Origin of the sequence: Streptomyces sp. NBC_00568 (assembly GCF_026341855.1) — a bacterium.
Classification (GTDB): domain Bacteria; phylum Actinomycetota; class Actinomycetes; order Streptomycetales; family Streptomycetaceae; genus Streptomyces.
The window spans coordinates 5,075,323-5,098,886 of the sequence record NZ_JAPENW010000001.1; the positions used below are offsets into that span (position 1 = coordinate 5,075,323).

General features: G+C 70.8%; 22 protein-coding genes. 6 read left to right on the forward strand and 16 right to left on the reverse strand.

Annotation, left to right across the window (positions count from 1 at the left end; genetic code table 11):
• The first annotated feature begins 149 nt into the window (after positions 1 to 149).
• A complete protein-coding gene (locus tag OOK38_RS21995; RefSeq protein WP_266757936.1) occupies positions 150 to 467 on the forward strand; it encodes a hypothetical protein in 318 nt (105 codons plus the stop codon).
• Positions 468 to 484: 17 nt separating this feature from the next.
• On the opposite strand, the gene OOK38_RS22000 is transcribed toward OOK38_RS21995, so the two are convergent.
• The 5 genes from OOK38_RS22000 to glnA form a co-directional block, all read right to left on the reverse strand.
• On the reverse strand, positions 485 to 640 hold the full coding sequence (locus OOK38_RS22000) for a hypothetical protein (protein WP_266766033.1): 156 nt from the start codon (positions 638 to 640) through the stop codon (positions 485 to 487).
• A 293-nt stretch (positions 641 to 933) separates the two neighbouring features.
• Complete coding sequence (locus OOK38_RS22005; RefSeq protein WP_266757934.1) at positions 934 to 2,520, reverse strand: recombinase family protein; 1,587 nt, start codon at positions 2,518 to 2,520, stop codon at positions 934 to 936.
• A 72-nt stretch (positions 2,521 to 2,592) separates the two neighbouring features.
• A complete protein-coding gene (locus tag OOK38_RS22010) occupies positions 2,593 to 3,177 on the reverse strand; it encodes a hypothetical protein (protein ID WP_266757932.1) in 585 nt (194 codons plus the stop codon).
• Positions 3,178 to 3,181: 4 nt separating this feature from the next.
• Positions 3,182 to 4,126, reverse strand: a complete 945-nt coding sequence (gene htpX, locus OOK38_RS22015; RefSeq protein WP_266757931.1) for a zinc metalloprotease HtpX — start codon at positions 4,124 to 4,126, stop codon at positions 3,182 to 3,184.
• A 208-nt stretch (positions 4,127 to 4,334) separates the two neighbouring features.
• Positions 4,335 to 5,744 (reverse strand): type I glutamate--ammonia ligase, encoded by a 1,410-nt coding sequence (gene glnA / locus OOK38_RS22020; protein ID WP_266757929.1) that lies wholly within the window; start codon positions 5,742 to 5,744, stop codon positions 4,335 to 4,337.
• Between the two features lie 199 nt (positions 5,745 to 5,943).
• Here glnA and OOK38_RS22025 point away from each other — a divergent pair, with 199 nt between their 5' ends.
• Positions 5,944 to 6,411: an RDD family protein gene (locus tag OOK38_RS22025; RefSeq protein ID WP_266757927.1), complete on the forward strand. Its 468-nt coding sequence runs from the start codon at positions 5,944 to 5,946 to the stop codon at positions 6,409 to 6,411.
• Between the two features lie 192 nt (positions 6,412 to 6,603).
• On the opposite strand, the gene OOK38_RS22030 is transcribed toward OOK38_RS22025, so the two are convergent.
• The 4 genes from OOK38_RS22030 to lipB form a co-directional block, all read right to left on the reverse strand.
• Entirely contained in the window at positions 6,604 to 7,302 is a 699-nt protein-coding gene (locus OOK38_RS22030; RefSeq protein ID WP_266757925.1) for a DUF4191 domain-containing protein, read from the reverse strand.
• An 80-nt stretch (positions 7,303 to 7,382) separates the two neighbouring features.
• On the reverse strand, positions 7,383 to 7,580 hold the full coding sequence (locus OOK38_RS22035) for a hypothetical protein (RefSeq protein WP_266757923.1): 198 nt from the start codon (positions 7,578 to 7,580) through the stop codon (positions 7,383 to 7,385).
• Between the two features lie 292 nt (positions 7,581 to 7,872).
• Entirely contained in the window at positions 7,873 to 8,838 is a 966-nt protein-coding gene (gene lipA / locus OOK38_RS22040; RefSeq protein ID WP_266757921.1) for a lipoyl synthase, read from the reverse strand.
• Positions 8,839 to 8,970: 132 nt separating this feature from the next.
• Positions 8,971 to 9,777, reverse strand: a complete 807-nt coding sequence (lipB, locus tag OOK38_RS22045; protein WP_266848718.1) for a lipoyl(octanoyl) transferase LipB — start codon at positions 9,775 to 9,777, stop codon at positions 8,971 to 8,973.
• Positions 9,778 to 10,108: 331 nt separating this feature from the next.
• Here lipB and OOK38_RS22050 point away from each other — a divergent pair, with 331 nt between their 5' ends.
• Entirely contained in the window at positions 10,109 to 11,584 is a 1,476-nt protein-coding gene (locus OOK38_RS22050) for a regulator (RefSeq protein ID WP_266757918.1), read from the forward strand.
• Positions 11,585 to 11,956: 372 nt separating this feature from the next.
• On the opposite strand, the gene OOK38_RS22055 is transcribed toward OOK38_RS22050, so the two are convergent.
• Entirely contained in the window at positions 11,957 to 13,318 is a 1,362-nt protein-coding gene (locus OOK38_RS22055; protein ID WP_266765645.1) for an NAD(P)/FAD-dependent oxidoreductase, read from the reverse strand.
• 260 nt (positions 13,319 to 13,578) lie between these two features.
• Positions 13,579 to 14,496: a TIGR01777 family oxidoreductase gene (locus tag OOK38_RS22060; RefSeq protein ID WP_266757916.1), complete on the reverse strand. Its 918-nt coding sequence runs from the start codon at positions 14,494 to 14,496 to the stop codon at positions 13,579 to 13,581.
• Positions 14,497 to 14,568: 72 nt separating this feature from the next.
• Between OOK38_RS22060 and OOK38_RS22065 the strand changes: the two genes are divergently transcribed.
• Positions 14,569 to 15,060: a GNAT family N-acetyltransferase gene (locus OOK38_RS22065; protein WP_266757914.1), complete on the forward strand. Its 492-nt coding sequence runs from the start codon at positions 14,569 to 14,571 to the stop codon at positions 15,058 to 15,060.
• A gap of 109 nt (positions 15,061 to 15,169) precedes the next feature.
• Here the strand turns inward: OOK38_RS22065 and OOK38_RS22070 are convergent, their stop codons facing one another.
• Entirely contained in the window at positions 15,170 to 16,354 is a 1,185-nt protein-coding gene (locus OOK38_RS22070; protein ID WP_266757912.1) for a MarP family serine protease, read from the reverse strand.
• A gap of 425 nt (positions 16,355 to 16,779) precedes the next feature.
• Here OOK38_RS22070 and OOK38_RS22075 point away from each other — a divergent pair, with 425 nt between their 5' ends.
• The gene (locus tag OOK38_RS22075) at positions 16,780 to 17,472 is read left to right on the forward strand and encodes a peptidoglycan recognition protein (RefSeq protein WP_266765644.1); all 693 of its coding nucleotides are present in this window, start codon (positions 16,780 to 16,782) and stop codon (positions 17,470 to 17,472) included.
• Positions 17,473 to 17,592: 120 nt separating this feature from the next.
• Positions 17,593 to 17,886 (forward strand): hypothetical protein, encoded by a 294-nt coding sequence (locus OOK38_RS22080; RefSeq protein WP_266766032.1) that lies wholly within the window; start codon positions 17,593 to 17,595, stop codon positions 17,884 to 17,886.
• A gap of 97 nt (positions 17,887 to 17,983) precedes the next feature.
• On the opposite strand, the gene OOK38_RS22085 is transcribed toward OOK38_RS22080, so the two are convergent.
• From OOK38_RS22085 to OOK38_RS22100, 4 genes are all read right to left on the reverse strand, one after another.
• Positions 17,984 to 18,505, reverse strand: a complete 522-nt coding sequence (locus tag OOK38_RS22085; protein ID WP_266765643.1) for a DUF4240 domain-containing protein — start codon at positions 18,503 to 18,505, stop codon at positions 17,984 to 17,986.
• Positions 18,506 to 18,647: 142 nt separating this feature from the next.
• Complete coding sequence (locus tag OOK38_RS22090; protein ID WP_266757910.1) at positions 18,648 to 19,619, reverse strand: YafY family protein; 972 nt, start codon at positions 19,617 to 19,619, stop codon at positions 18,648 to 18,650.
• 97 nt (positions 19,620 to 19,716) lie between these two features.
• Positions 19,717 to 22,416 carry a pyruvate dehydrogenase (acetyl-transferring), homodimeric type gene (gene aceE / locus OOK38_RS22095; protein WP_266757908.1) on the reverse strand — a complete coding sequence of 900 codons (2,700 nt, stop codon included), beginning with the start codon at positions 22,414 to 22,416 and terminating at the stop codon, positions 19,717 to 19,719.
• A gap of 295 nt (positions 22,417 to 22,711) precedes the next feature.
• On the reverse strand, positions 22,712 to 23,335 hold the full coding sequence (locus tag OOK38_RS22100; RefSeq protein WP_261708522.1) for a GntR family transcriptional regulator: 624 nt from the start codon (positions 23,333 to 23,335) through the stop codon (positions 22,712 to 22,714).
• Positions 23,336 to 23,564: the final 229 nt, after the last annotated feature.

Sequence of the window (23,564 nt, forward strand, 5' to 3'; positions counted from 1 at the left end):
CAGAGCACCGCTTTCCGCCGGACAGGCATCAGTTCGCGGTCGCGGGGCTACTCTCTACGCACCGACGGACGGCCGCCACCCCCAGCGCCCCGTCGGCACATCCAGAAGCCGTCAAGGCCCTTTCACTCACGCATACAAGGAGTCCCGTCATGGGCACCTTGATCTTCTCCGCGACCGTGATCCTGGTCGTCATGGGTTTCTCCAACCACACCCTCTGGCTCGCGGCGATCGTCTTGCTCTTCCTGTACGTCCGCTACGGCCGTACCGGGGGAGGCACGTTCACCGCTGGATCCGCCGGCCCCGCTGGATCCGCAGGGCCCGCCCCGCAAGGCTCCGGCGCGTCCGCGGGCCGCACGGACTCCAGCTACCGGGCGTACCGCGACCGTCGTGACCGCCAGGCCAAGTGGGAGCGCCGCTACCGGCGCGAACGCCCGCTGGAGTCGCGCCGCCAGGAACGCCAGAAGTAACCCGACGCGCCGGGGCGTCACAGCCCCGGCGCGCCCCAGATCGGGAACCAGCGGGCGAGATCCTGCTCGATCCGCAGGTCGTCGACGAGCACCGCCCTGATCTGGAGCTCCAGCGCGTTGCTGCGCCGCCCGCCCTCGTCGGCTAGCGGTGCGAAGGGATGGCAGGTGGGCACCGGCGCCGATGGCACTCACCGCCACCGAGGTCAGATTGTCGGTGGCACTACGGTCACGGTGGTCGTTCCTTCGTAGGGGGCCGCAGAGCGCCACGTCGGTAGTTTCCGAGGGCCCGGTTCCGGCTGCTGTGGGACCTGCGCACCACGGCGCGTGGTCAGCAAGGGCATCGCTTTTTGGAGTTGCTCGGGTGTGAAGCCCGACTGGATGACAGCCTCGATGAGCACGTCCGGAAGGCCCTGGGGCTTCGGTGGCAAAGACTCACCCCCCTCCTGCCCAGGGTGGAGCCGTCCTGTCACACCTTCAGTCGCTCCGGGACGAACAGCTCGAAGGAATCCCGGCGGCAGAGAAACTGGACACCATTCTTCCGCATCAACCTCTCCAGTTCGGACACTTCAGCCGACTCCCAGAGCTGCCGCCAGGTCTTCCCGAGGCTGCGGTACTCCCACCTGTCACCGGTCGATACCTTGTGCAGGAATTCGTACTCGGCGTTCAGTTTGTCGAGCATCTTTTCGGCATGGGGGCGCGTCAGGGCCGTTCCGTAGCGTCGGCCGGGTTCCATGTCCGTCATGATGACCGGTAGCAGATCCTCGATCTTGCGCATACGGGTCCCGTGGTCCTCGCCTACGACGTAAATCCGCTCTTCCGCCTCGATGTCACCGAACTGTTCCATCATGTGATGCTCGAAAGTGGCCAGCAGGCGGCCGGGCTCCCAAGACGCCTGATCCTCGCAGCCGTACCGAGTCCTCCCGCCCACCATGCGAGGGCTGACGCATCGGAATTTCGGATACTCTCTGCGGCCGTTCTTCGTCTCCCTGCGAGAGACGTGCAAGCGCATCTTTCCCCTGCAGTACCCGCAGAGAACGACGTCCAGGAAGGGGGTTGCGTTGATGGGAGGGGAGACCGAGAATGAGCGCTCGCTGAGGTGGGCCTGAAGCGTCTTCCACTCCTCGTCAGTAAAGATCGGTTCCGCCATGCGGATCTTGCTGCCGTTCTCCTTGATGATGGGGACGGTCTCGTAGTACTTCTTGCCGGGGACGGGCCGACTCTCCATCTTCCAGCCCATCAGGGCTTCACTCTTGAGCATCTTGCGGATGCCGGCCGCTGTCCATGCGTACTCGCGTCCTGAGTCGGCGATGCGTTTCGACGGACGTGTGCCCCGTGGAGTCGGCTCCTTTCGACTGTTCAGAGCATTGGCGATCTCGGCGGCAGTCTCCGGCGAGTCCTTGGCGAGGAGACGGTTCGCGATCTCGCGAATGACGTCGACCTGTCGGGGATTCTGGCGAAGGTGGGCAGCCCCGTCATCCCCCCTGCAGACCTCGAAGCCGTAGGCAGGCATACCTCCCGGCCAGCGCTGCTGCTCCCGAACGCTCTCGCGGAAGCTCTTGACGCGCAGCGACGTGTTACCGGCCTCCATCTCCGCAAGGACGGAGAAGAGAGAGATGATCACGTGCTGGAACGGGCCGGTCATGTCGAAGACCGGTTCAGTGACCGAGGCGAACCTCTTCTTCCCGTGGTCATCCGCCCAACGGAGCATGTCCTGCATATCCGTGGCTCTGCGAATGAAGCGGTCCAGCTTCCAGAACAGGATGAGGTCGAATTCCGGGGCGCGTTCCTTGAGCCAATGCCCTAGTTCGGATCGATCCATCGGGTGTTGCTTTGTCGCCGAGACATGCGCGTCTCGCGCTACACCGACCTCAACCCAGCTGAGCCCTTGGGTGACCTTCTCGGTGATGTATGCGCGGGCGTCCACGAGTTGCCGCTCAAGGCTGGTGGATTCGTCGGTCAGGTAGCTGATTCGCAGGGATACGAGCACCCGGACGGGCTTCTGCCGCCCAAAGGGGTTTGTGGCTGAGCCGATGGCCGTGTCGAACGTGGTCACGGCGCAGAGCCTACGTGCCTACTTCGCCGGTACAAGGCTTTCTTGTATCTGTAGACACTTTCGGGTGACTGTTCAGTCGATCAATCCTGGCGCGTCCCAGATCGGGAACCAGCGCGTCTTGTCCTTCTCGATGCGTAGGTCGTTCTCCAGTTGGGCCGCTACCTGGAATTCCAGTGCGTTGTCGCGTTTATGTCGACCAGGGAGTGTACATAGAGGATAGAACGTTCCTCGTTTATAGAGATACACGAGGCCGAGCCGCCGCCCGCTGTCCCTGAAACCCACCACGGAACAGAGCAGCTGGGGTCCGAAGCCGGAGCCCTCCAGGGCGGTGTTGACCGCGTGCAGATCGCTCACGAGTGCCGGCAGGTCATCGGGTGTGCGGCGGGAGACGAGCCACGAGTACCCGTACTCGTCCCGGCCGACTTCCACCGGGGGACCCGTCCGCCCGGTGTCCGCGTCGAGCAGGGCCTGTGCCTCCCGGTGCGCCTCGGCGAAGGCCGCGCCCTCGGCGGACGCGAAGCACACCGCGCCCGTGCCGGTCGGGGTGAACCCGGCCGCCGCCTGGAGGGTCACGGCCGCCGACGGCAGTCCGAAGAGCTGATCGAGGTCCGGTACGGCCGGTTTGCTGCGGCCGAGCAGGATGTCCAGGAACCCCATACGGTCAGCCGGCCTCTCCGGGGGACGGGGCGATGGCTCCCGGCGTCGCGGGCTCGCCCAGCTCGGCGGAGATGCGGGCCAGTTGTTCGAGCCGCTGCTCCAGGCTCGGGTGGGTGGAGAAGAGGTTGGCGAGGCCCGGCTGGGCGCCGAGCGCGGGCGTGAAGTAGAAGGCGTTGAACGCCTGCGCGGTCCGCAGGTCCTTCGTCGGGATCCGGCCGATGTCCCCGGTCACCTTGGTCAGCGCCGACGCCAGTGCCGAGGGGCGGCCGGTGAGCAGGGCCGCGGCGCGGTCGGCGGCCAGCTCGCGGTACCGGGAGAGTGCCCTGATCAGCAGGAAGCTGATGGCGTACACCGCCGCGGACACCGCCATCACCACGGTGAAGAGTGCCACGGTGTTCTGGTCCTTCTGGCCCCGGCCGCCGAAGAGCTGCGAGTAGAACGCGAACCGCACGATCAGCCCGGCGAGGACCCCGAGGAACGACGCCACGGTGATCACGGCGACGTCCTTGTGCGCCACGTGCGACAGCTCGTGGGCGAGGACGCCTTCGAGCTCTTCGGGCTCCAGGCGGCGCAGCAGCCCCGTGGTCACGCAGAGGACGGCGTGATCGGCGTTGCGCCCCGTGGCGAACGCGTTCGGCATGTCGAGGTCCGAGACGGCGACCAGCGGCTTGGGCATGTCGGCCACGGCGCACAGCCGGTCGACCACGCCGTGCAGCTGGGGATACTCCTCCTGCTCCACGATCCGCCCGTGCATCGCGTACAGCGCGATCCGGTCCGAGAACCAGTACTGCGCGACGAGCAGTCCGCCCGCGATCACCACGACCAGTACCCACGACTTCAGCAACACGATCAACGCGGCGACGAAGGCCACGTACAGCAATCCGAGCAGGAACAGCGTGACCGTCATCCGCACGGTCAGCCGCCGATCGCTCCGGAACCGGCTCTGCATCTGGTATCACCCCGCAGTCAGGCACTCGTCCCGCTCTCCATTGTGCGCCCGGGGTCCCCCATGAACAGGTGCCGATAGGCCCCGCTATGGGCAAAGAACTCCTCCGGGAACGGAGCGGCCGGAAAGGGACGGCGTCGGGGGAAAACGCACCGGCCGTGCCCCTCCCGGAGGAAGGGCACGGCCGGTATGTGCGGCTGGAGCGACGGGCTTACACGTCGAAGTAGAGCTCGAACTCGTGCGGGTGCGGACGCAGCTGCAGCGGGGCGATCTCGTTCGTGCGCTTGTAGTCGATCCACGTCTCGATCAGGTCGGACGTGAAGACGTCGCCCGCGAGCAGGAACTCGTGGTCGGCCTCGAGGCGGTCGAGGACGGCCGGGAGCGAGGTCGGGACCTGGGCGACGCCCGCGTGCTCCTCGGGAGCCAGCTCGTACAGGTCCTTGTCGATCGGCTCGGCCGGCTCGATCTTGTTCTTGACGCCGTCCAGGCCGGCCATCAGCAGGGCCGAGAACGCCAGGTACGGGTTGCCGGAGGAGTCGGGCGCGCGGAACTCGACGCGCTTGGCCTTCGGGTTCGAGCCCGTGATCGGGATACGCATGGCCGCGGAGCGGTTGCGCTGCGAGTACACCAGGTTGACCGGGGCCTCGAAGCCGGGGACCAAGCGGTGGTACGAGTTCACCGTCGGGTTGGTGAAGGCGAGCAGCGACGGGGCGTGCTTGAGGATGCCGCCGATGTAGTAGCGGGCCATGTCCGACAGGCCCGCGTAGCCGGCCTCGTCGTAGAACAGCGGGGAGCCGCCGCTCCACAGGGACTGGTGGACGTGCATGCCCGAGCCGTTGTCACCGAAGATCGGCTTCGGCATGAAGGTCGCGGTCTTGCCGTTGCGCCAGGCGACGTTCTTCACGATGTACTTGAAGAGCTGGAGGTCGTCGGCCGCGGCGAGCAGCGTGTTGAACTTGTAGTTGATCTCGGCCTGGCCGGCGGTGCCCACCTCGTGGTGCTGGCGCTCGACCTGGAGGCCGGAGTTGGCCAGCTCCAGGGAGATCTCCGCACGCAGGTCGGCGAAGTGGTCGACCGGCGGGGTCGGGAAGTAGCCGCCCTTGTAGCGGACCTTGTAACCGCGGTTGTCCTCGACCGCACCGGTGTTCCAGGCGCCGGCCTCGGAGTCGATGTGGTAGAACGCCTCGTTCTCGGAGGTCTTGAAGCGCACGCTGTCGAAGACGTAGAACTCGGCCTCGGGACCGAAGTACGCGGTGTCCGCGATACCGGTCGACGCGAGGTAGGCCTCGGCCTTCTTGGCCACGTTGCGCGGGTCACGGGAGTACTGCTCGCCCGTGATCGGGTCGTGGATGAAGAAGTTGATGTTGACCGTCTTGTCGCGGCGGAAGGGGTCGACGCGCGCGGTGGACAGGTCGGCGCGGAGCGCCATGTCGGACTCGTGGATGGCCTGGAAGCCGCGGATGGAGGAGCCGTCGAACGCGAGCTCCTCGGTCGGGTCGAAGGCCTCGGCCGGGATCGTGAAGTGCTGCATCACACCCGGCAGGTCGCAGAAGCGGACATCGACGAACTTGACGTCCTCGTCCGCGATGTACTTCTTGGCCTCGTCGGCGTTCTGGAACATCCAGCTCCTCCTACTCCCGCCCACAGTGGACCGGGGTGGTAGTTCGTTCGTGCGGCCAGTGCGGTGGCACACGCTGGAGCCGACCATAGGGACGGGGGATTTCTCAAGCGTGACCCATTTGTTTCACCCAAGTTAACCGACCCGGGTCGGCCCGGCCCCTCCTGTCCGTATGGCAAAACGGGCACAGTACCGTGGACGGGTGGACAACAGGCAAGCAATCGGATCGTGGCTCTCCGGCCCCCGCGCGGCGGCGGAGGAAGCCGGTGTCGACTTCGGATACCGGGGCGAACAGCTCGGTCTCCCGGAGCACGGACCGGGGTCGATCGCCCGCCCCGGCCGCCGGCTGGGCGCCCTCGCCGTCGACTGGGGCCTGTGCCTCTTGATCGCATACGGGCTGCTCACCGACGGCTACGACCAGGCGACGGGCAACTGGGCCCTGCTCGTCTTCTTCGTCCTCGGTCTGCTCACGGTCGGCACCGTCGGCTTCACTCCGGGCAAGCGTCTGTTCGGCCTGCGCGTCGTCCCCGAGGGCGGCGGCCGCCTGAACCCGCTGCGCACCCTGCTGCGTACGGTGCTCCTGTGCGTGGCCGTCCCGGCGCTGATCTGGGACCGCGACGGCCGCGGTCTGCACGACCGCCTGGCCCGCACGATCGAAGTCCGCATCTGACCCGTCCGACGCGCCCCGCGCCCCGCGACCCGGGGCGCACCGAGCTGCGCCGACGACGAGCCGCTACGACGACCGATCCGCTACGACAGACGTGTTCTACGACGGACGACGGTTCTACGACGATGGGGCGCCCGGAGAATCTCCGGGCGCCCCATCGTCGTAGAACCGCGTAGAACTGGTAGTGGAGGAGGGTCAGCCCTTCGGGCCGCCGCGCGGCATCCGCATGCCCTTGGGCATCGGACCCTTCGGCAGCGGCATGTTGCTCATCAGGTCGCCCATGGCGCGCAGCCGGTCGTTGGTCGCGGTGACCTGAGGGCCGGCGAGCACGCGCGGCAGCTTCAGCATCGTCGTGCGGAGCTTCTTCAGCTCCACCTGGCCCTCGCCGGTGCCCACGAGAATGTCGTGCACCGGGACGTCCGCGACGATCCGCGCCATCTTCTTCTTCTCGGCGGCCAGCAGGCTCTTCACCCGGTTCGGGTTGCCCTCGGCGACCAGCACGATGCCGGCCTTGCCGACCGCGCGGTGCACCACGTCCTGGCTGCGGTTCATCGCCACCGCCGGGGTCGTGGTCCAGCCTCGGCCGATGTTGTCGAGCACCGCCGCGGCTGCGCCGGGCTGTCCCTCCATCTGCCCGAAGGCGGCCCGCTCGGCCCTGCGTCCGAAGACGATCGCCGTCGCGAGGAAGGCGAGCAGAAGCCCGAGAATGCCCAGATAGATCGGGTGACCGATCAAGAAGCCGATCGCGAGGAAGACACCGAGGGTGAGAATTCCGACAGCCGCGAGTACAAGACCGATCTTGGAGTCGGCCTTGCGGGTCATCTTGTACGTCAGGGCGATCTGCTTGAGTCGCCCGGGGTTCGCAGCGTCCGCTGCGGTTTCCTTCCTCGCCATGCCCACGAGTCTACGTGGCCCGTGAAGTGCGGACGACGGCAGTACCGGGCGAGCGGGCCCCGGTACCGGGGGAGCGGCGATCAGGAGCGCGTCGAGACGGATTCCAGCACGCGCTGAGCCTCGACCCGGTCCTTGGCGCGGCGACGGTCCTCCAGGACGGAGGTCCAGGCGTTGCGGCGAGCGGTGCGCTGCCCGCTGCTCATGAGCAGCGACTCGACGGCACGGAGTGCATCGGTGAACGAAGGAATCGCGGTGGCGCGTACGGGCGCGGCCTGCATGATGGAGGTCCCCCCTCGGGATCGGCGGCTCGGACGGGGCGGTGCGTGACGTGGAACCAGGGTCACTGATTGGTGTTACCAGTACGTGACTGAGCGGTCAAACACCAATGAAGCCTTGATACCGCGGGTCCTTTTCCTGGCGCGCTCCTGACGGCGCGTTCAGCTGCGGGGATGCCGCGGGGGGTGTGAACGGCCGGTTGTGAAGGGCGAGTTGCTTGTGCCCGGATTCACACGAAAGCGGTGGCACTGAGTGCCACCGCTTTCCTTTCGCAACGTGCGCCGTCCGGAGTACTCAGACCGCCTGGGAGGCGACGTACGCGCCGCGCTTCTCGACGGCCATCTGGTACAGGCGGCCGGCCCGGTACGAGGAGCGGACCAGCGGGCCCGACATGACGCCGGAGAAGCCGATCTCCTCGGCCTCCTCCTTCAGTTCCACGAACTCGTGCGGCTTGACCCAGCGCTCCACGGGGTGGTGGCGCACGGAGGGGCGCAGGTACTGCGTGATCGTGATGAGCTCGCAGCCCGCGTCGTGCAGCTGCTGGAGCGCCTCGCTGACCTCTTCGCGGGTCTCGCCCATGCCGAGGATCAGGTTCGACTTCGTGACCAGACCGTAGTCACGGGCCTCGGTGATGACCTTGAGGGAGCGCTCGTAGCGGAAGCCCGGACGGATGCGCTTGAAGATCCGCGGGACCGTCTCGACGTTGTGCGCGAAGACCTCGGGGCGCGAGGAGAAGACCTCGGCGAGCTGCTCGGGCTCGGCGTTGAAGTCCGGGGCGAGCAGTTCGACCTTGGTGCGGCCGGCCTCGCGGCCCGCCGTCTGGGCGTGGATCTGGCGGACCGTCTCGGCGTACAGCCAGGCACCGCCGTCCTCCAGGTCGTCGCGGGCGACGCCGGTGATGGTGGCGTAGTTCAGGTCCATCGTGACGACGGACTCACCGACGCGGCGCGGCTCGTCGCGGTCCAGCGCTTCGGGCTTGCCGGTGTCGATCTGGCAGAAGTCGCAGCGCCGCGTGCACTGGTCACCGCCGATGAGGAAGGTGGCCTCGCGGTCTTCCCAGCACTCGTAGATGTTGGGACAGCCGGCCTCCTGGCAGACCGTGTGCAGGCCCTCGCCCTTCACGAGTGCCTGCATCTTCGTGTACTCGGGGCCCATCTTCGCCCGGGTCTTGATCCACTCGGGCTTGCGCTCGATGGGGGTCTGGCTGTTCCGGACCTCCAGGCGCAGCATCTTGCGTCCGTCGGGTGCGACTGCGGACACATCGGCTCCCTGTAACTTCGATTCTTCGGCGTACACCAGAGTACGCCCGTACGGTTCTCGGCCCCCGAGGTGGGCAACCTTCGGGAGCAGGGGTGCATTCCCGTGGGGTTCCCGCCGTGGGGGGTGCGGGCTCTAGGCCGGCGCGCGTTCCACGATCCGCGGCTTCAGGTCCGCGTGCTCGAGGATGTCCCTGAGGTGCTTCTCGGCCACCGGGAGGACCTCGGCGATGGTCACGTCGCGGCCCAGCTCGCCCGCGATCGAGGCGACGCCGGCGTCGCGGATGCCGCAGGGGATGATCCGGTCGAACCAGGCGTTGTCCGGGTTCACGTTCAGGGCGAAGCCGTGCATGGTGACGCCCTTGGCCACGCGGATGCCGATCGCGGCGATCTTGCGGTCCTCACGGCGCTGGCCCGCGTTGGACGGGGCGTACTCCGGGCCGTTGAGCCGCGGGTCGAACTCCTCGTCCTGGAGCCGCGGGTCGAAGTCGAGGGACAAGCCCCCGAGCGCGGACCGCTGTTCGGCGGGGTCCTTGGTGTCACCGAGGATCCAGACGCCGCTGCGGCCCTCGACACGGCTCGTCTCCAGGCCGAAGTCCGCACACGTACGGATAAGCGCGTCTTCCAGCCGGCGTACATGTGCTACGACGTCCACCGGGCGCGGGAGCTTCTGGATGGGGTAGCCGACCAGCTGGCCCGGACCGTGCCAGGTGATCTTGCCGCCGCGGTCCACGTCGATGACCGGCGTGCCGTCCAGGGGCCGCTCGTTGTCCGCGGTGCGCCGGCCGGCGGTGTACACCGGCGGGTGCTCCAGGAGCAGACAGGTGTCGGGGACCTCGTCCAGGAACCGGGCGGCGTGAACGCGGCGCTGCTCGTCCCACGCCTCCTGGTACTCGACGGCCTCGGCACCGAATCCCATGCGGACGAACCGCAACTCACTCACGGCAAGCGCCTCCCTCGAAGCTTCCTCGGGCACGTGGTGGTCCCCGTGCGGGGCGCGCGGAAGAACCTTTCGTCAGGTACGTAACGCGCCCACGCCACTGTACGTCCGTCCGATACGCGTCAGCCCGACGGCTAATCCTCACACGATCGGATGAATGAATGCCGAAGCGTGCGATGGCGTGCTCACTCTCCGCTACATTCGCGCCGTTCACGAGGCCATAAGGGCTGCTCACAGGCAATCCGGGCACCAGGCGTCCTCGGGGGAGGCGAAAGCACGTTCCACGCTGCCCCGAGGCCCCTGGGAGACCCGAAGGCAGGAGACCGCACCGCAGATGACGGAACGACCCGCGCAGCGCACGCCCAATCGACAGCTCGCCGCGCTCATCGCAGAAGCGGGGTTCTCCAACGCAGGTCTCGCCCGTCGCGTGGACCAGCTCGGGCTCGAACACGGACTGGACCTGAGATACGACAAGACATCCGTGACCCGGTGGCTGCGGGGCCAGCAGCCCCGCGGGACCACTCCGGCGCTCATCGCCGAGGTCTTCACCCGCCGCCTCGGCCGGCGCCTGAGCGCGCAGGACCTCGGGCTCGACGCCTGCGCGCCCGTGTACGCGGGGCTGGAGTTCGCCGCGACCCCCGAGGAGGCCGTGGACATCGTCAGCGGCCTGTGGCGCAAGGATTCCGGCAGCCACGCCGAGCTCCGCAAGATCGCCTTCACCCCGGCCGGACTCGTGGTGCCCAGCCGGGACTGGCTGATCGGCCGGGCCGACGACCGGGTCGCCCGCGGCGACCAGCCCTCCCGTGTGCCGGCCCAGGGCCGCCCGGCGTCGCCCAAGCTCACGGGGCCGCCCGAACCGGGCGGCCCCGCGTCCCGGCAGCGCGGCCGGACCGAGCGGGGCCCCGGCCAGCGGGTCACCGGCGGGGACATCGCCGCGCTCCGCTCGGTCGGCGAGCTCTTCCGCGCCCTCGACCACGCCTACGGCGGCGGCCACGCCCGCCAGGCGCTCGTCCGCTATCTGGAGCACGAGGCCGAGCCGATGCTGCGTGGCGTGTACGGCGAGCAGACCGGCCGGCACCTGTTCGCGGCCGCCGCCGACCTCACGCGGCTGGCCGGCTGGACGTCGTACGACATCGGCGCGCACGGACTCGCGCAGCGGTACTTCGTCCAGGCGCTGCGGCTGGCGCAGGCCGCGGGCGACCGGGTGTACGGCTCCTACGTGCTCATCACGATGAGCCGGCAGGCCGTCTACCTCGGGCACGGGCGTGAGGCCGTGCAGCTCGCGCGGGTCGCCCAGCAGGGCCTCGGCTCGGGGGGCCCGCACGTGGTGCAGGCGCTGCTGCACGCCGTCGAGGCGCGCGGCCACGGGGTGCTCGGCGAGGTGCGGGCCTGCACGGCCTCCCTGGTCCGGGCCGAGCGCGCGCTGGAGGCGTCCCGGACCGGCGACGAGGTCCCGCACTGGGCCCGGTTCTTCGACGAGGCGCAGCTCGCCGACGAGTTCGGGCACTGCCACCGGGACCTTCAGCAGTTCCGGGCCGCGGCGCAGCACGCCGAACGCTCGCTGCAGCTGCGGGCGCCCGGCTATGCCCGCAGCCGGCTGTTCTGCCGGGTGGTGCTCGCCACGGCACGGCTCGGGCTCGGCGAGCTCGACCAGGCCTGTCTGCTGGGCGCGGAGGCCGCGGGGCAGGCGGCCGAGATGCGGTCGGCGCGGGCCGTCGAGTACGTACGGGACTTCGAGAAGCGGCTCGAACCGTACAGGGACGCCGCACCCGTCCGCGGCTACCGGGACAAGGTGGCCGCGCTGAGCTGAGCGGGAGTCCGGGATCGTCCCCGGCCTCCGGCCTGGGGTGCCGGAGGCCGGGAAGTCCGGATCCCCGGCCGGGGGGGCGGGGCCCGCCGCGGGGGCCCCGCTCCCGGGTGTGGGGAGTTGGGTCGGTCGGCGGGGGTTCGGCTCCTCGGGTGTGGGGAGTTGGGTCGGTCGGCGGGGGTTCGACATCCCCGGATGTGTGGAGCCTGGTCCGGTCGCGGAGGGCTCGGCTCCTCGGGTGCGGGGAGCCGGAACCCTCCGCGGAGGGCTCGGCCCCCCCGCGGGGGAGCACGGTCCGGCCGCTGGGGGCGCGGTCCGCGGTCCCTCCTGAGTGGGGTCCGCCGTCCGCGTCCTGCCGGCGGCCCGGGCCCCGGGTCAGGCGGCCGCGGACTCCAGATGCTCCGCCAGGGGGACCGGGCGGACGTCCAGGTCCGTCAGGAGGGCGTGGGCGGCCCGCCGGGCCGAGTGCAGCGCGCCCTGCACCGTGCTGGTGTCCCGGTGGTCGCCGCACACGTACAGGCCCGCGAGCAGCCGTACCGGACGGCGTGGGTCGTGCGGTGGCGGCATCGCCGGTACGGCCTCGGGTTCGTGATGCACCGCCAGCAGTTCCCAGCGGGTCGTCGACGTCCCGTAGAGGCGGGCCAGTTGGGCGCGGACCATCGCGTCCAGGTGGGCGGCGGCGGGCGGTGTGCCGAGCACGGTCGAGGAGATCAGGGCGCGGCCCGCAGGTGCCCGGGTGGGGTCGACCTGACTGACGACCGCCGTGTGCGCCACCGGACCGCTGCGGTCGGCGTCCAGGAGCAGCGCCGGGTCGGCGAGCGGGGGTTCGTCCGTGGTGTGGTGCAGGACGGTCACCGGATGGAAGGCGGGGACGTGCAGCCCGGGCAGGAACTGGGCGGCGGCCCGCGCCCCGGTCGCCAACAGGATGGCCCGGCAGCGGAGTTCGCCGTGGTCCTTCGTCGTCACGCTGGTCGTGGAGACGGCGGTGACCTCGACGCCCGTGTGCACGGTGCCCGGTGGAAGGGCGGCCGCGAGCAGTTCGGGGAGCGCGTCCGCGCCGCCCTCGGGCAGACACAGCCGGCCCGTCGCGAACGAGTGCAGCGCGAGATCGGCGCACCGGCTCGACGTCCGCAGCGCCGGGTCGCACAGCAGGGCCGCGAGGAGGGGGCGCAGAAAGGTGTCGACCGTACGGGCCGGGAGGCCCCGAGAGGTCAGCGCCCGCTCCACGGGGAGGTCCGGGCGGGCGAGCAGACGCTCCGGCGGAGTGCCGGCGAGACGCGCGAGGGCCGTGGCCAGACGGGACTGGTCGAGGGGGCCGCCGAGCGGTCCGGGGCGGGTGGTTCCGCGCGCGGGGCGGGCCAGCGGAAGCCGGGGGGCGCTTGCGAGGGCGCGCGCTGTGGTGAGTGCGCCCCTCGCGCTCCGGGGGGTGCTCGGCGCGCCCGCGTGATGGTGCCGGCCGTCGCTGTGCAGCAGCACGCCCGGGGAGAACGGGCGCAGGGCCAGGACGTCCAGGCCCGGGGTGTGGCGCAGTTCCGGGTACGAGGTGGACAGGAGCCGGCCGAGCCGGTCCAGCCGGAAGCCGTCGACTTTCTCCGTGGACATACGGCCGCCCACATGAGGGGCGGCCTCCAGGACGGCGGTCCTCAGCCCCGCCCCGGTCAGATGCCGTGCGGCCGCGAGACCGGCGACACCGGCTCCTACGACGACGACGTCCACGTCTTCCGCGATCTCCGCCATGTGCGCGGCTTGGCGTGCGGGCTCTAGCACGTGCCCCTCCTCGAGGTTGCGCGGGCCGGTGGGGACGTCATGCCCCCAACACGCTTCAGGGATACCCGAGTTCGGATCGAGGGTGCGAGGTGCGGGCGTACGGGGGAAGCCGCGCGGATGCCGTGCACGGGGGCATGGGGGGTGCATGTGCCACCCCGGCGGAGCGGGGCGGGACCCGCCGGGGGGCGGAACGCCCGGCGGGGGAGGCGGACGTGGCGTGGCGCCCCTTCTCAGTCCAGCGCGGCCCGCAACGCCCCCTCGATCGAGGGGAACGCGAAGGTGAAGCCCGATTCCAGGAGGCGGGTGGGCAGGACGCGCTGGCTGCCCAGGATGTCCTCGGCCATGTCGCCGAGCGCGAGGCGCAGGAGCGGGGCGGGAGTGGCGAGGAGGGTCGGGCGGCGCAGGACACGGCCCATCGCCTCGGTGATCTCGCGGTTGGTCAGCGGGTCGGGGGCGGTCAGGTTCACCGGGCCGGAGACGGACTCCGTGTCGATGAGATGCCGGATCGCGGCCACCTCGTCGTGCAGCGCGATATAGCTCCAGTACTGGCGCCCGTCCCCCATCCGCCCCCCGACGCCCGCCCGGAACAGCGGGAACAGCTTGGCCCAGGCCCCGCCCTCGCGGGACACCACGAGCCCGGTCCGGGGCAGCACCGTGCGCACCCCCGCCTCCTGCGCGGGAGCCGTCGCCTCCTCCCACTCCACGCAGACGGACGGCAGGAACCCGTCACCGGGCGGCGCCGACTCGTCCACCGCGCGGCCGCCCGTGTCTCCGTAGAACCCGATCGCGCTCCCGTTGACGAAGACCCGCGGCGGTTCGTCGAGCGACGCCACCGCCTCCGCGAGCGTCGCCGTCCCGAGCACCCGGCTGTCCCGGATCTTTCGCTTGTACGTCGCCGTCCAGGGCCGCGCGGCGACCGGGGCCCCCGCCAGATTGACCACCGCGGTACATCCGAGGAGCCCCACGGCGTCGATCCGCTGCCGCTGCGGGTCCCATCGGACCTCGTCCCGCGAGCGCGGCTCACGGCGCACGAGCCGGACCACCTCGTGTCCGTCCGCGCTCAGGGAGCGCGCCAGCGCGGAGCCGATCAGGCCGGACGCGCCGGCGATCACGATGCGGGAACCCGGGGGCAGCGGTGAATCGCTCATGGGTCCATCCTGCCCGCGCGGCCGCGGACTTCACGGAACGCCCCTCAGCGCGGCGGCCGTACAGTGATCGGCATGTCAGCTGTTCCCCGCATACGCGCCGCCACCCTCGACGACGAGGACGTGCTCGGCCGGCTCGACCGCGACACCTGGTCCACGCTGCACGCCGTCATGCCCCGCCCCCGGCCGCCGTACGAGCCCTTCTACAGTGAGCGGTTCGGTCCGCGGGACCATTTCGTCGCCGAGCTCGACGGCCGGCTGGTGGGATACATCCGGCTGGGCTTCCCGACCCCGCTCGCCTGCAACGCGCACGTCCGCCAGATCCTCGGACTCGCCGTCGCCGACGAGGCGCGCGGCGCCGGGGTGGGCCGCGCGCTGCTGCGGGCGGTGTGCGAGGAGGCCCGCCGTCAGGGCGCCCGGCGCATCACGCTGCGCGTGCTCGGCCACAACACCCCGGCGCGCGGGCTGTACGAGTCCGAGGGGTTCGTCGTCGAGGGGATCCTGCCCGGGGAGTTCCTGCTGGACGGCGCGTACGTGGACGACGTCCTGATGGGCCGCGCCCTCTGAACACGAGCCGGGCACCCCGGCGGGCGCGTCGAGGCACCGGCATCCCGAGCCGGGGCCGGGACCGGCATCCCCGGGCCGGGGCCGGGGCCGGTGTTCCCGGGGCGCGGGGTCAGGAGGTGACGAGGTCGCCCGTGTCGACGCGGGCCGTGGCGTGTGCCGCCTTCCGGGCGTCGCCCGCGACCTCGCGCGCGGTCAGGACGTAGCCCGTCTCGCTGTCCGAGGTCGAACGGGCGAAGACCACGCCGTACACCTTGCCGTCGGTGGTGAGGAGCGGGCCGCCGGAGTTGCCCGGGCGGACGGTCGAGCGGATCGAATAGATCTCGCGGGTGACCGTCCCGGTGTTGTAGATGTTCTGGCCCGTCGCGTTGATGCGGTTCGCGACCGTGGCCGCCTGGAGATCGAGGCCGCCGTCCTGCGGGTAGCCGGCGACCACCGCGGCGTCGCCGCGGGAGGCGACGCCGTCGAAGGGAAGGGCGGGCGCCCGCAGACCCGGCACGTACAGGACGGCGACGTCCTTCTGCGGGTCGAAGAGCACCACCCGCGCCGGGTACGAGCGTCCGACCCCGCCCACCCGCACGGTCGGCCGGTCGATGCCCGCCACCACGTGCGCGTTGGTCATCACGCGCCGGGAGGAGTAGACGAATCCGCTGCCCTCGCGCCCCTGGTTGCCCGAGACGCCCTCGACCTTCACGGTGCTCAGCTTGGCGGCGTTCGCCGCGGAGTCCGTCACGTTGTCCCCGGAGGGCTTGGCGACACCCGCCGTCGGTTCGTTCTCGAACGGGTTGAAGACCTGTGGGAAGCCCGCCTCGGTGAGCGCCGAGGTCGCACGCGAGAACCAGGTCGGCGTGGTCTCCGGCATCGTCTTCTGCACGGCGCCCAGCAGCGCCGAGTTGCGGATGGACTGCGTCACCACCGTGGACGAGGACGCGCCGAGGACGCTCGCCGCCACCCAGGCCACCAGCAGCACGGCCAGCGTGTTCGCCGCGGCCCCGCCGATCCCGTCGGCCACCCGCAGCGGCCCCTGGTCCAGCTCGCGGCGCAGCTTCAGCGCCAGCCGCCCGGCCAGCTCGTGGCCCACCACGGCGGGCACCAGCACCGTGAGCACCGCCGTCACCGTCGCCGCCGGTGTCCCCGCCGTGACCAGGTCCATCATCCAGGGCAGCACCCATACGCCGATCACGGCGCCGCCCACGAAACCGGCCAGCGAGACACAGCCGGCGACCAGTCCACGGCGGTACCCGGACGCCGCGTAGACCAGGATCACCAGCATCAGCAGGAGGTCGAGCACGTCCACGGAGCCGCCTTTCTCTAGGGCCCCTTAGTACGCGCCGGGCGGGCCCAGTGATCAGCCACGCGCGTTCGGTGCCGCGGAAACGGCCACACACCCGTGGACCTGTAGAAACGTCCCGGACACGCACGATGGTTCCACCAGGTGGCACACCACACATCGCGGCCCGCGCGGATCCGGGTCAGGGTGGCTCCATGCGTGTCTTCCGGAAGACGCGGGGGCCCCGAATACGGAGAGGGGAGCGGGCACACCGCTCCCCGCGTCACGGACGTCCGGCACACCGGGCCCGCGGAGTCCTCACTCGTGCAAGGTGGGCGCCCCGTGCCCCCGCGCCGTCCGGCGTACGCCCCGGGTGGCCGGTGCGGCTGCCGCGACCGCTCCTCGTCCTGCTCGGCTGTGTGCCCGGCCTGCTCGCCGTCCTGGCGCTGGCGATGTGCGCGGCCGGAGTGGACCGTACGGCGGCCCGCGCAGCCGTCCCGCCCCCGGTCGCGGCCCGGCCCGCCGTGGACCGCCCCGCCGCCCGGCCGCCCATCGTGCCCCGGTCGAAATGGCTCGACGCCGCGAGCACGCGCGAGCAGCCGCCGCCCCACTACGACGACCGCGTCGTCGCGGTCTTCGTCCACCACACCGACTCGCCGAACTCCTACGACTGCGCCGACGTGCCCCGCATCATCCGCGACCTCTACGCGGGCCAGACCGGCGCCAAACAGTGGGACGACATCGGCTACAACTTCCTCGTCGACCACTGCGGCACGATCTACGAGGGCCGCGCGGGCGGCGTCGACCGGCCCGTCACCGGGGCGCACGCGCAGGGCTTCAACCACCGCACCGCCGGTATCGCCGCGATCGGCACCTTCACGGCGGGAACACCTGTTCCGAGGGTGATGACCGACGCGATCGCCCGCCTCGCGGCCTGGAAACTGGGGCTCGCCGGGGCCGACCCCCGGGGCACGGTCCGCCTCGTCTCCAGCAACAGCCTCAGCCGCTACTCGTCGGGCACAGCGGCCGTGCTCTCCACCGTCTCCGGTCACAACGCCGGCTTCATGACCAGCTGCCCCGGCGCGGCCCTCACCGACCGCCTCCCCGAGATCCGCGCCCTGGCCGCCCGCTACCAGGGCCGCTGACCGCCCCACGGAGTCCCCGCGGCGGCGGCCGACAGTCACAGGTACGCCCCGGGCCGCTCACAGACTCCCCAGAGCCCCGCGTCCTAGCGTCGTCGTACGCACTGACCGGAGGTGGGGATCATGAGGATCAGTCGGACGGAGACCGCGGGGCACGCGGGGAGCGGGGCGGACGCGCGGCACACCGAGGGCGCGGAGGGCACGGGGAACACGGAGCGGGCGGGCGGCTGGGCGACGGCCGCGCGCGGCCCGTGGGCGGTGGTCTGCGCGGTCGCGACGGTCGTCCTGGGCCCGGCGGCGGTCACCGCGTCCGCGCTGGACCAGGCCAACGCGGCCCCGCTGCACCACGCGGTCCGCGCCGAACAGACGCAGGCGTACATCCCCTCGGACCTCGGCCGCCGGCGGACGGCGGCCTGAACCCGACGGAACCCGCGGGCCGGGACTCGGGACGGATGCACCGGCCCTCGGGACGGACGGACCGGGACGCCCGAGCGTGTGCGGTCCGTGCCGCCGGTCAGTCCTCCCTGAACCGTTCCCACAGCTTGGGGTAGCGCTCCGCGATGACGGACTCGTTCTCGAAGTCGAGCGGGGTGCCCTCGGGCTCGGCGGCCGCGGCCGGGATGCCCAGGGCGGGCGCGACGGCACCGGTCAGCTGCTCGTAGGCCTCGTCGGCCGCGTAGCCCAGCTCCTCACCGTCGCCGTCGATCTCCTCGTCGAAGTCCTCCAGGAACTCGGCGAGCGTGTCGGGGTCGTGCATCGCGCCCTCGAAGACCTCCCGGCCCTGGCCGATCAGCCAGCACCGGAAGAAGTCGAAGGCGTCGTCGCTGGCCCCGTCGAGCAGCACCCAGGCGGCGCCCCACAGATCCCAGCGGTACGCGCGGTTGTAGCGGGACTCGAAGTGCCGGGCGAAGTCCAGGACCGACTCCGGGTCCAGCTGGACGAGCCGCTCGACGAGCAGGTCGGCCTGTTCCTCGGGGTCGCCCTCGGCAGTCTCGCGGGTCGAGTCCACCAGCTGCCAGAACTCCGTCTCGTCCATCACGGGTCAAGCATCGGGCCTGCGCGGGAGGGACGCACGTGGAGTGGCGCAGATTGTTATGCATGCACATGCCGAAGGTAAAACCATCGGGTTCGTACGGATTTCAAGGGGTCGGCGCCGAGCGATTCCGCGGAGTCCGCGATCACCGGTAGAGCGCCGCCGATCTGGCCGCGTCCCGCGCGCAGCGCTCCCGCAGACTGGCCGGAGCGAGCACCTCCACCTCCGGCCCGAGCCCCCACAGCTGCGTATGGGCGACCTCCTCGGACTCGACGGGCAGCGTGAGGGTCACCCAGCCCTGCCCGTCGGGGGCCCCGGACGCGCTCAGCCCCTCTTTCGCCGACGCGGGATCAAGGACGTACGGCAGCCGTCGTACGCCGTCGGGGGACAGCCGTACGACTACCTCGGACCGCAGGACGGACCGGGCGAACTCCTCGGCCCGCTCCGCCCAGAACCCCGGCAGGTCGAACCCGTCGTCCCGCCGGAACCGCTCCGCACCGGGTCGGACGGCGGTGAACCGGTCGATCCGGTACACCCGGAAGGCCTCCGTGTCCGCGACCCGCGCGCACAGGTACCAGACGCCCGCCTTGAGGACGAGCCCGTACGGTTCGAGTGTCCGCTCCACCTCCGACTCGCCCCGCCGGTAGCGCGCGAGGACCGGGCGGTCGTCCCACACCGCGTCCGCGACCGAGGGCAGCAGCTCCGGCGTCCGCGGCTCGCTGAACCAGGCGGGCGCGTCCAGATGGAACCGCTGCGCCGCCGTCCGCGAGGCGTCCCGCACGGAGGGCAGCAGCGCGGCCGACACCTTCAGCCGGGCCGCCGAAGCCGTGTCCTGAAGGCCCATCTCGCGCAGAGCCCCCGGTACCCCGCTCAGGAACAGCGCCTCGGCCTCGCTCCGCGCCAGGCCCGTCAGCCGTGTCCGGTACCCGCCGACCAGGCGGTAGCCGCCGGCCCGCCCCCGGTCCGCGTACACCGGGACCCCCGCCTCCGACAGCGCCTGGGCGTCCCGCGTGATCGTGCGTTCGGACACCTCCAGCTCCCGCGCCAGCTCGGCGGCGGTCATCGACGCACGGGTCTGGAGCAGCAGCACCATCTTGATCAGACGAGCGGCACGCATGTGTTCATGATGCCGGGCCCCACTGACAACGAGGGGGGTACGACGAAGGGGGCACGGCGACCGCCGTGCCCCCTTCACCGAATCCATCTGCCGGGTGCTACAGGCCGTAGCGCTCCCGGGCCTCCTTCACCGCCGACGCCTTGACCTCACCGCGGCGGGCGAGCTGCGCCAGCGCCGCGACGACGATCGACTGGGCGTCCACCCCGAAGTGACGGCGGGCCGCAGCGCGGGTGTCGGAGAGACCGAAGCCGTCGGCACCGAGCGAGGACCAGTCCTGCTCGACCCACTGCGCGATCTGGTCCGGGACCTGGCGCATGTAGTCGGAGACCGCGAGCACCGGGCCCTCGGCGCCCTGAAGCGCCTGGCGGACGAACGGCACCCGCTCCTCGCCGCGCAGCAGGGCCGCGTCGGCCTCCAGCGCGTCACGGCGCAGCTCGGTCCAGGAGGTCGCGGACCACACGTCGGCGGCCACGCCCCACTCCTCGGCGAGCAGCTTCTGGGCCTCCAGGGTCCAGTGGATCGCCGTGCCGGAGCCGAGGAGCTGGATGCGCGGGGCGTTCGCCGCGGCCACGTTCAGGCCCGCCGACTCCGCCGTGTTGAAGCGGTACAGGCCCTTGAGGATGCCCTCGTCGACACCGGCCGGCTTGGCGGGCTGCGGCATCGGCTCGTTGTAGACGGTCAGGTAGTAGAAGACGTCCTGGTCCTCGCCCGGGGCCGCCTCGCCGTACATCCGGCGCAGACCGTCCTTGACGATCGCCGCGATCTCGTAGGCGAACGCGGGGTCGTAGGACAGCGCCGCCGGGTTGGTCGCCGCGATGACGGGGGAGTGGCCGTCGGCGTGCTGCAGGCCCTCACCGGTCAGGGTCGTCCGGCCGGCCGTGGCGCCGACCAGGAAGCCGCGGCCGAGCTGGTCGCCGAGCTGCCACATCTGGTCGGCCGTGCGCTGCCAGCCGAACATCGAGTAGAAGATGTAGAAGGGGATCATCGCTTCGCCGTGCGTGGAGTACGCGGTGGACGCGGCGATGAAGTCCGCCATGGAACCGGCCTCGGTGATCCCCTCGTTGAGGATCTGGCCGTCCTTGGCCTCCTTGTAGTACATCAGCTGGTCGCGGTCGACCGGCTCGTACGTCTGGCCCTTGGGCGAGTAGATGCCGAGGGACGGGAAGAGCGACTCCATACCGAAGGTACGGGCCTCGTCCGGGACGATCGGCACCCAGCGCTTGCCGGTCTCCTTGTCGCGGACCAGGTCCTTGACGAGGCGGACGAACGCCATCGTCGTCGCCAGGTTCTGCGTGCCGGAGCCCTTGTCGAAGGACGCGAACGCCTTGTCGGCGGGGGCCGGGAGCGGGGCCAGGGCGTGCGTACGGCGGGCCGGGGCCGGGCCGCCGAGGGCCGCGCGGCGCTCCTGGAGGTAACGGACCTCGGGGGAGTCGGCGCCCGGGTGACCGTAGGGCACCACACCGTCGACGAACTGGCTGTCGGAGATGGGCAGTTCGAGCAGATCACGCATCTGCTTGAACTCGTCCGTCGACAGCTTCTTCATCTGGTGGTTGGCGTTCTTCGACGCGAAGCCCTCACCGAGGGTGTGGCCCTTGACCGTCTGGGCCAGGATGACCGTCGGCGCGCCCTTGTGGGCGAGGGCGGCGCGGTAGGCCGCGTACACCTTGCGCGACTCGTGGCCACCACGGGAGAGGTGGAAGCACTCGAGGATCTTGTCGTCGCTCAGCAGCTTCGCCATCTCGACGAGCGCCGGGTCGGCGCCGAAGAAGTCCTGGCGGATGTAGGCGGCGTCGCGGGTCTGGTACGTCTGCACCTGCGCGTCGGGTACCTGGCGCAGGCGGCGGACGAGCGCGCCCGTGGTGTCGAGCTGGAACAGCTCGTCCCAGGCCGAGCCCCACAGCGACTTCACGACGTTCCAGCCGGCGCCGCGGAACTGCGCCTCCAGCTCCTGCACGATCTTGAAGTTCGCGCGGACCGGGCCGTCGAGGCGCTGGAGGTTGCAGTTGATGACGAAGGTCAGGTTGTCGAGACCCTCGCGGGCGGCGAGCGCGAGTGCCGCCGTCGACTCCGGCTCGTCCATCTCGCCGTCACCGAGGAACGCCCACACGTGCGAGGCGGAGACGTCCTTGATGGCGCGGTTGGTGAGGTAGCGGTTGAAGCGGGCCTGGTAGATCGCCGACAGCGGGCCGAGGCCCATGGAGACGGTCGGGAACTCCCACAGCCAGGGCAGCCGGCGCGGGTGCGGGTACGACGGGAGACCGTCGCCGCCGGACTCCTGGCGGAAGTTGTCCAGGTGGTGCTCGTTCAGGCGCCCGTCGAGGAACGCGCGGGCGTAGATGCCGGGGGAGGCGTGGCCCTGGATGTAGAGCTGGTCGCCGGACCCGTCACCCTCCTTGCCCTTGAAGAAGTGGTTGAAGCCCGTCTCGTAGAGCCAGGCCGCGGAGGCGAAGGTGGCGATGTGGCCGCCGACGCCGTGCTTCGCGCCCCGGGTCACCATCGCGGCCGCGTTCCAGCGGTTCCACGCGGTGATCCGGGCCTCCATCGCCTCGTCGCCGTCCACGACGGGCTCGGCGGCGGTGGGGATGGTGTTGACGTAGTCGGTCTCAAGCAGCTTGGGCAGCGCGAGACCGTTGCCCTCGGCGCGCTCCAGCGTGCGGCGCATCAGGTACGCGGCACGGTGCGGCCCGGCCGCCTGGGTGACGGCGTCCAGGGAGGCCTGCCATTCGGCGGTCTCCTCGGGGTCGCGGTCCGGGAGCTGGTCGAGCTCGCTCGGCTGGATAGCGGTGGGGTCGGTCATTGCGCCGCCTTCCGGATGCGGAGGGGGGTTCCCTCATCGGCAAGGGGTTTTCGGGTGTGCCCTTGGTCTATGGCAGGACAGGGCGAGGGGCTCTTGTAGGAGCCCGTCGGTGACTGTAACCCCCTGATCGATGATCGATCAAAGGGTTCCGGGGGAAATCCTCGTCAGATCGCGAAAGTCGGCACGGGGTGCCTGGAAGCCAGGCACGCGGTGCCGTGAAATTCGATGGTTCTCGCAGGTGAGGGCACGGTTGAGCGCGGGTGTGCTCCCCTGCGCCGACACCGGCCGGCGTCCCTCACGGGCGCGGGGCGCACCCGAGGACATGGGCCTTCACGAGGTCGGCGATCAGCGGATCGCGCCGCCGGAACGCGTCCACGAGGGCCTCGTGCTCCTCCGCGTACGACTGCTGCACGGTCCCCAGCCACCGGATGGACAGGGCCGTGAAGACCTCGATGCCGAGGCCCTCCCAGGTGTGCAGGAGGACGGAGTTCCCGGCCGCCCTGACCAGCTCGCGGTGGAACCCCACGGTGTGCCGCACCTGACCGGTCCCGTCGGCCAGCCGGTCGGCCTCGTACAGCGCCGTCACGTGCGGCTCCAGCGCCGAGCAGTCCTCGGCGAGCCGCTCGGCGGCCAGCTCCGCGGCGATGGCCTCCAGACCGGCTCGTACGGGGTAGCTCTCCTCCAGGTCGGCGGCCGTCAGGTTCCGCACCCGTACGCCCTTGTTCGGCGCCGACTCGATCAGCCGCAGCGACTCCAGCTCGCGCAGCGCCTCCCGCACCGGGGTCTGGCTGACCTCCAGCTCGGTGGCGATCCGCCGCTCCACGATCCGCTCGCCCGGCTTCCAGCGCCCGCTGACGATCCCCTCCACGATGTGCTCGCGGATCTGTTCGCGCAGCGAGTGGACGACGGGCGCGGTCATGAAGGCTCCTTTGGGAGGGGTGCGGAACCCCGGGGGCGTTTGACGTTTAGACAATAAGGCCGTGGCCCGGTCGGTGAGGGGCGCATGGCGGCGCTTTCCCGCAGGTGAGACGAGACTTACACGCTGTCAGAGTGTTCCCTGCCGTAAAGACCTGTACCGGGTGATGTCCGGACTCGTCACGTCCGTGTCACTCCGAGAACCCGGACGTCCCGCACGCGGTGGCGATGGG

What these genes read in the sequence shown, in the direction of transcription:
- OOK38_RS21995 (WP_266757936.1), top strand. Translation starts at nt 150, where the DNA reads ATGGGCACCTTGATCTTCTCCGCGACCGTGATCCTGGTCGTCATGGGT.
- OOK38_RS22010 (WP_266757932.1), bottom strand. Translation starts at nt 3,177, where the DNA reads ATGGGGTTCCTGGACATCCTGCTCGGCCGCAGCAAACCGGCCGTACCG.
- htpX (WP_266757931.1), bottom strand. Translation starts at nt 4,126, where the DNA reads ATGCAGAGCCGGTTCCGGAGCGATCGGCGGCTGACCGTGCGGATGACG.
- glnA (WP_266757929.1), bottom strand. Translation starts at nt 5,744, where the DNA reads ATGTTCCAGAACGCCGACGAGGCCAAGAAGTACATCGCGGACGAGGAC.
- OOK38_RS22030 (WP_266757925.1), bottom strand. Translation starts at nt 7,302, where the DNA reads ATGGCGAGGAAGGAAACCGCAGCGGACGCTGCGAACCCCGGGCGACTC.
- OOK38_RS22035 (WP_266757923.1), bottom strand. Translation starts at nt 7,580, where the DNA reads ATGCAGGCCGCGCCCGTACGCGCCACCGCGATTCCTTCGTTCACCGAT.
- OOK38_RS22050 (WP_266757918.1), top strand. Translation starts at nt 10,109, where the DNA reads ATGACGGAACGACCCGCGCAGCGCACGCCCAATCGACAGCTCGCCGCG.
- OOK38_RS22055 (WP_266765645.1), bottom strand. Translation starts at nt 13,318, where the DNA reads ATGGCGGAGATCGCGGAAGACGTGGACGTCGTCGTCGTAGGAGCCGGT.
- OOK38_RS22060 (WP_266757916.1), bottom strand. Translation starts at nt 14,496, where the DNA reads ATGAGCGATTCACCGCTGCCCCCGGGTTCCCGCATCGTGATCGCCGGC.
- OOK38_RS22065 (WP_266757914.1), top strand. Translation starts at nt 14,569, where the DNA reads ATGTCAGCTGTTCCCCGCATACGCGCCGCCACCCTCGACGACGAGGAC.
- OOK38_RS22075 (WP_266765644.1), top strand. Translation starts at nt 16,780, where the DNA reads ATGTGCGCGGCCGGAGTGGACCGTACGGCGGCCCGCGCAGCCGTCCCG.
- OOK38_RS22080 (WP_266766032.1), top strand. Translation starts at nt 17,593, where the DNA reads ATGAGGATCAGTCGGACGGAGACCGCGGGGCACGCGGGGAGCGGGGCG.
- OOK38_RS22085 (WP_266765643.1), bottom strand. Translation starts at nt 18,505, where the DNA reads ATGGACGAGACGGAGTTCTGGCAGCTGGTGGACTCGACCCGCGAGACT.
- OOK38_RS22090 (WP_266757910.1), bottom strand. Translation starts at nt 19,619, where the DNA reads ATGCGTGCCGCTCGTCTGATCAAGATGGTGCTGCTGCTCCAGACCCGT.
- aceE (WP_266757908.1), bottom strand. Translation starts at nt 22,416, where the DNA reads ATGACCGACCCCACCGCTATCCAGCCGAGCGAGCTCGACCAGCTCCCG.
- OOK38_RS22100 (WP_261708522.1), bottom strand. Translation starts at nt 23,335, where the DNA reads ATGACCGCGCCCGTCGTCCACTCGCTGCGCGAACAGATCCGCGAGCAC.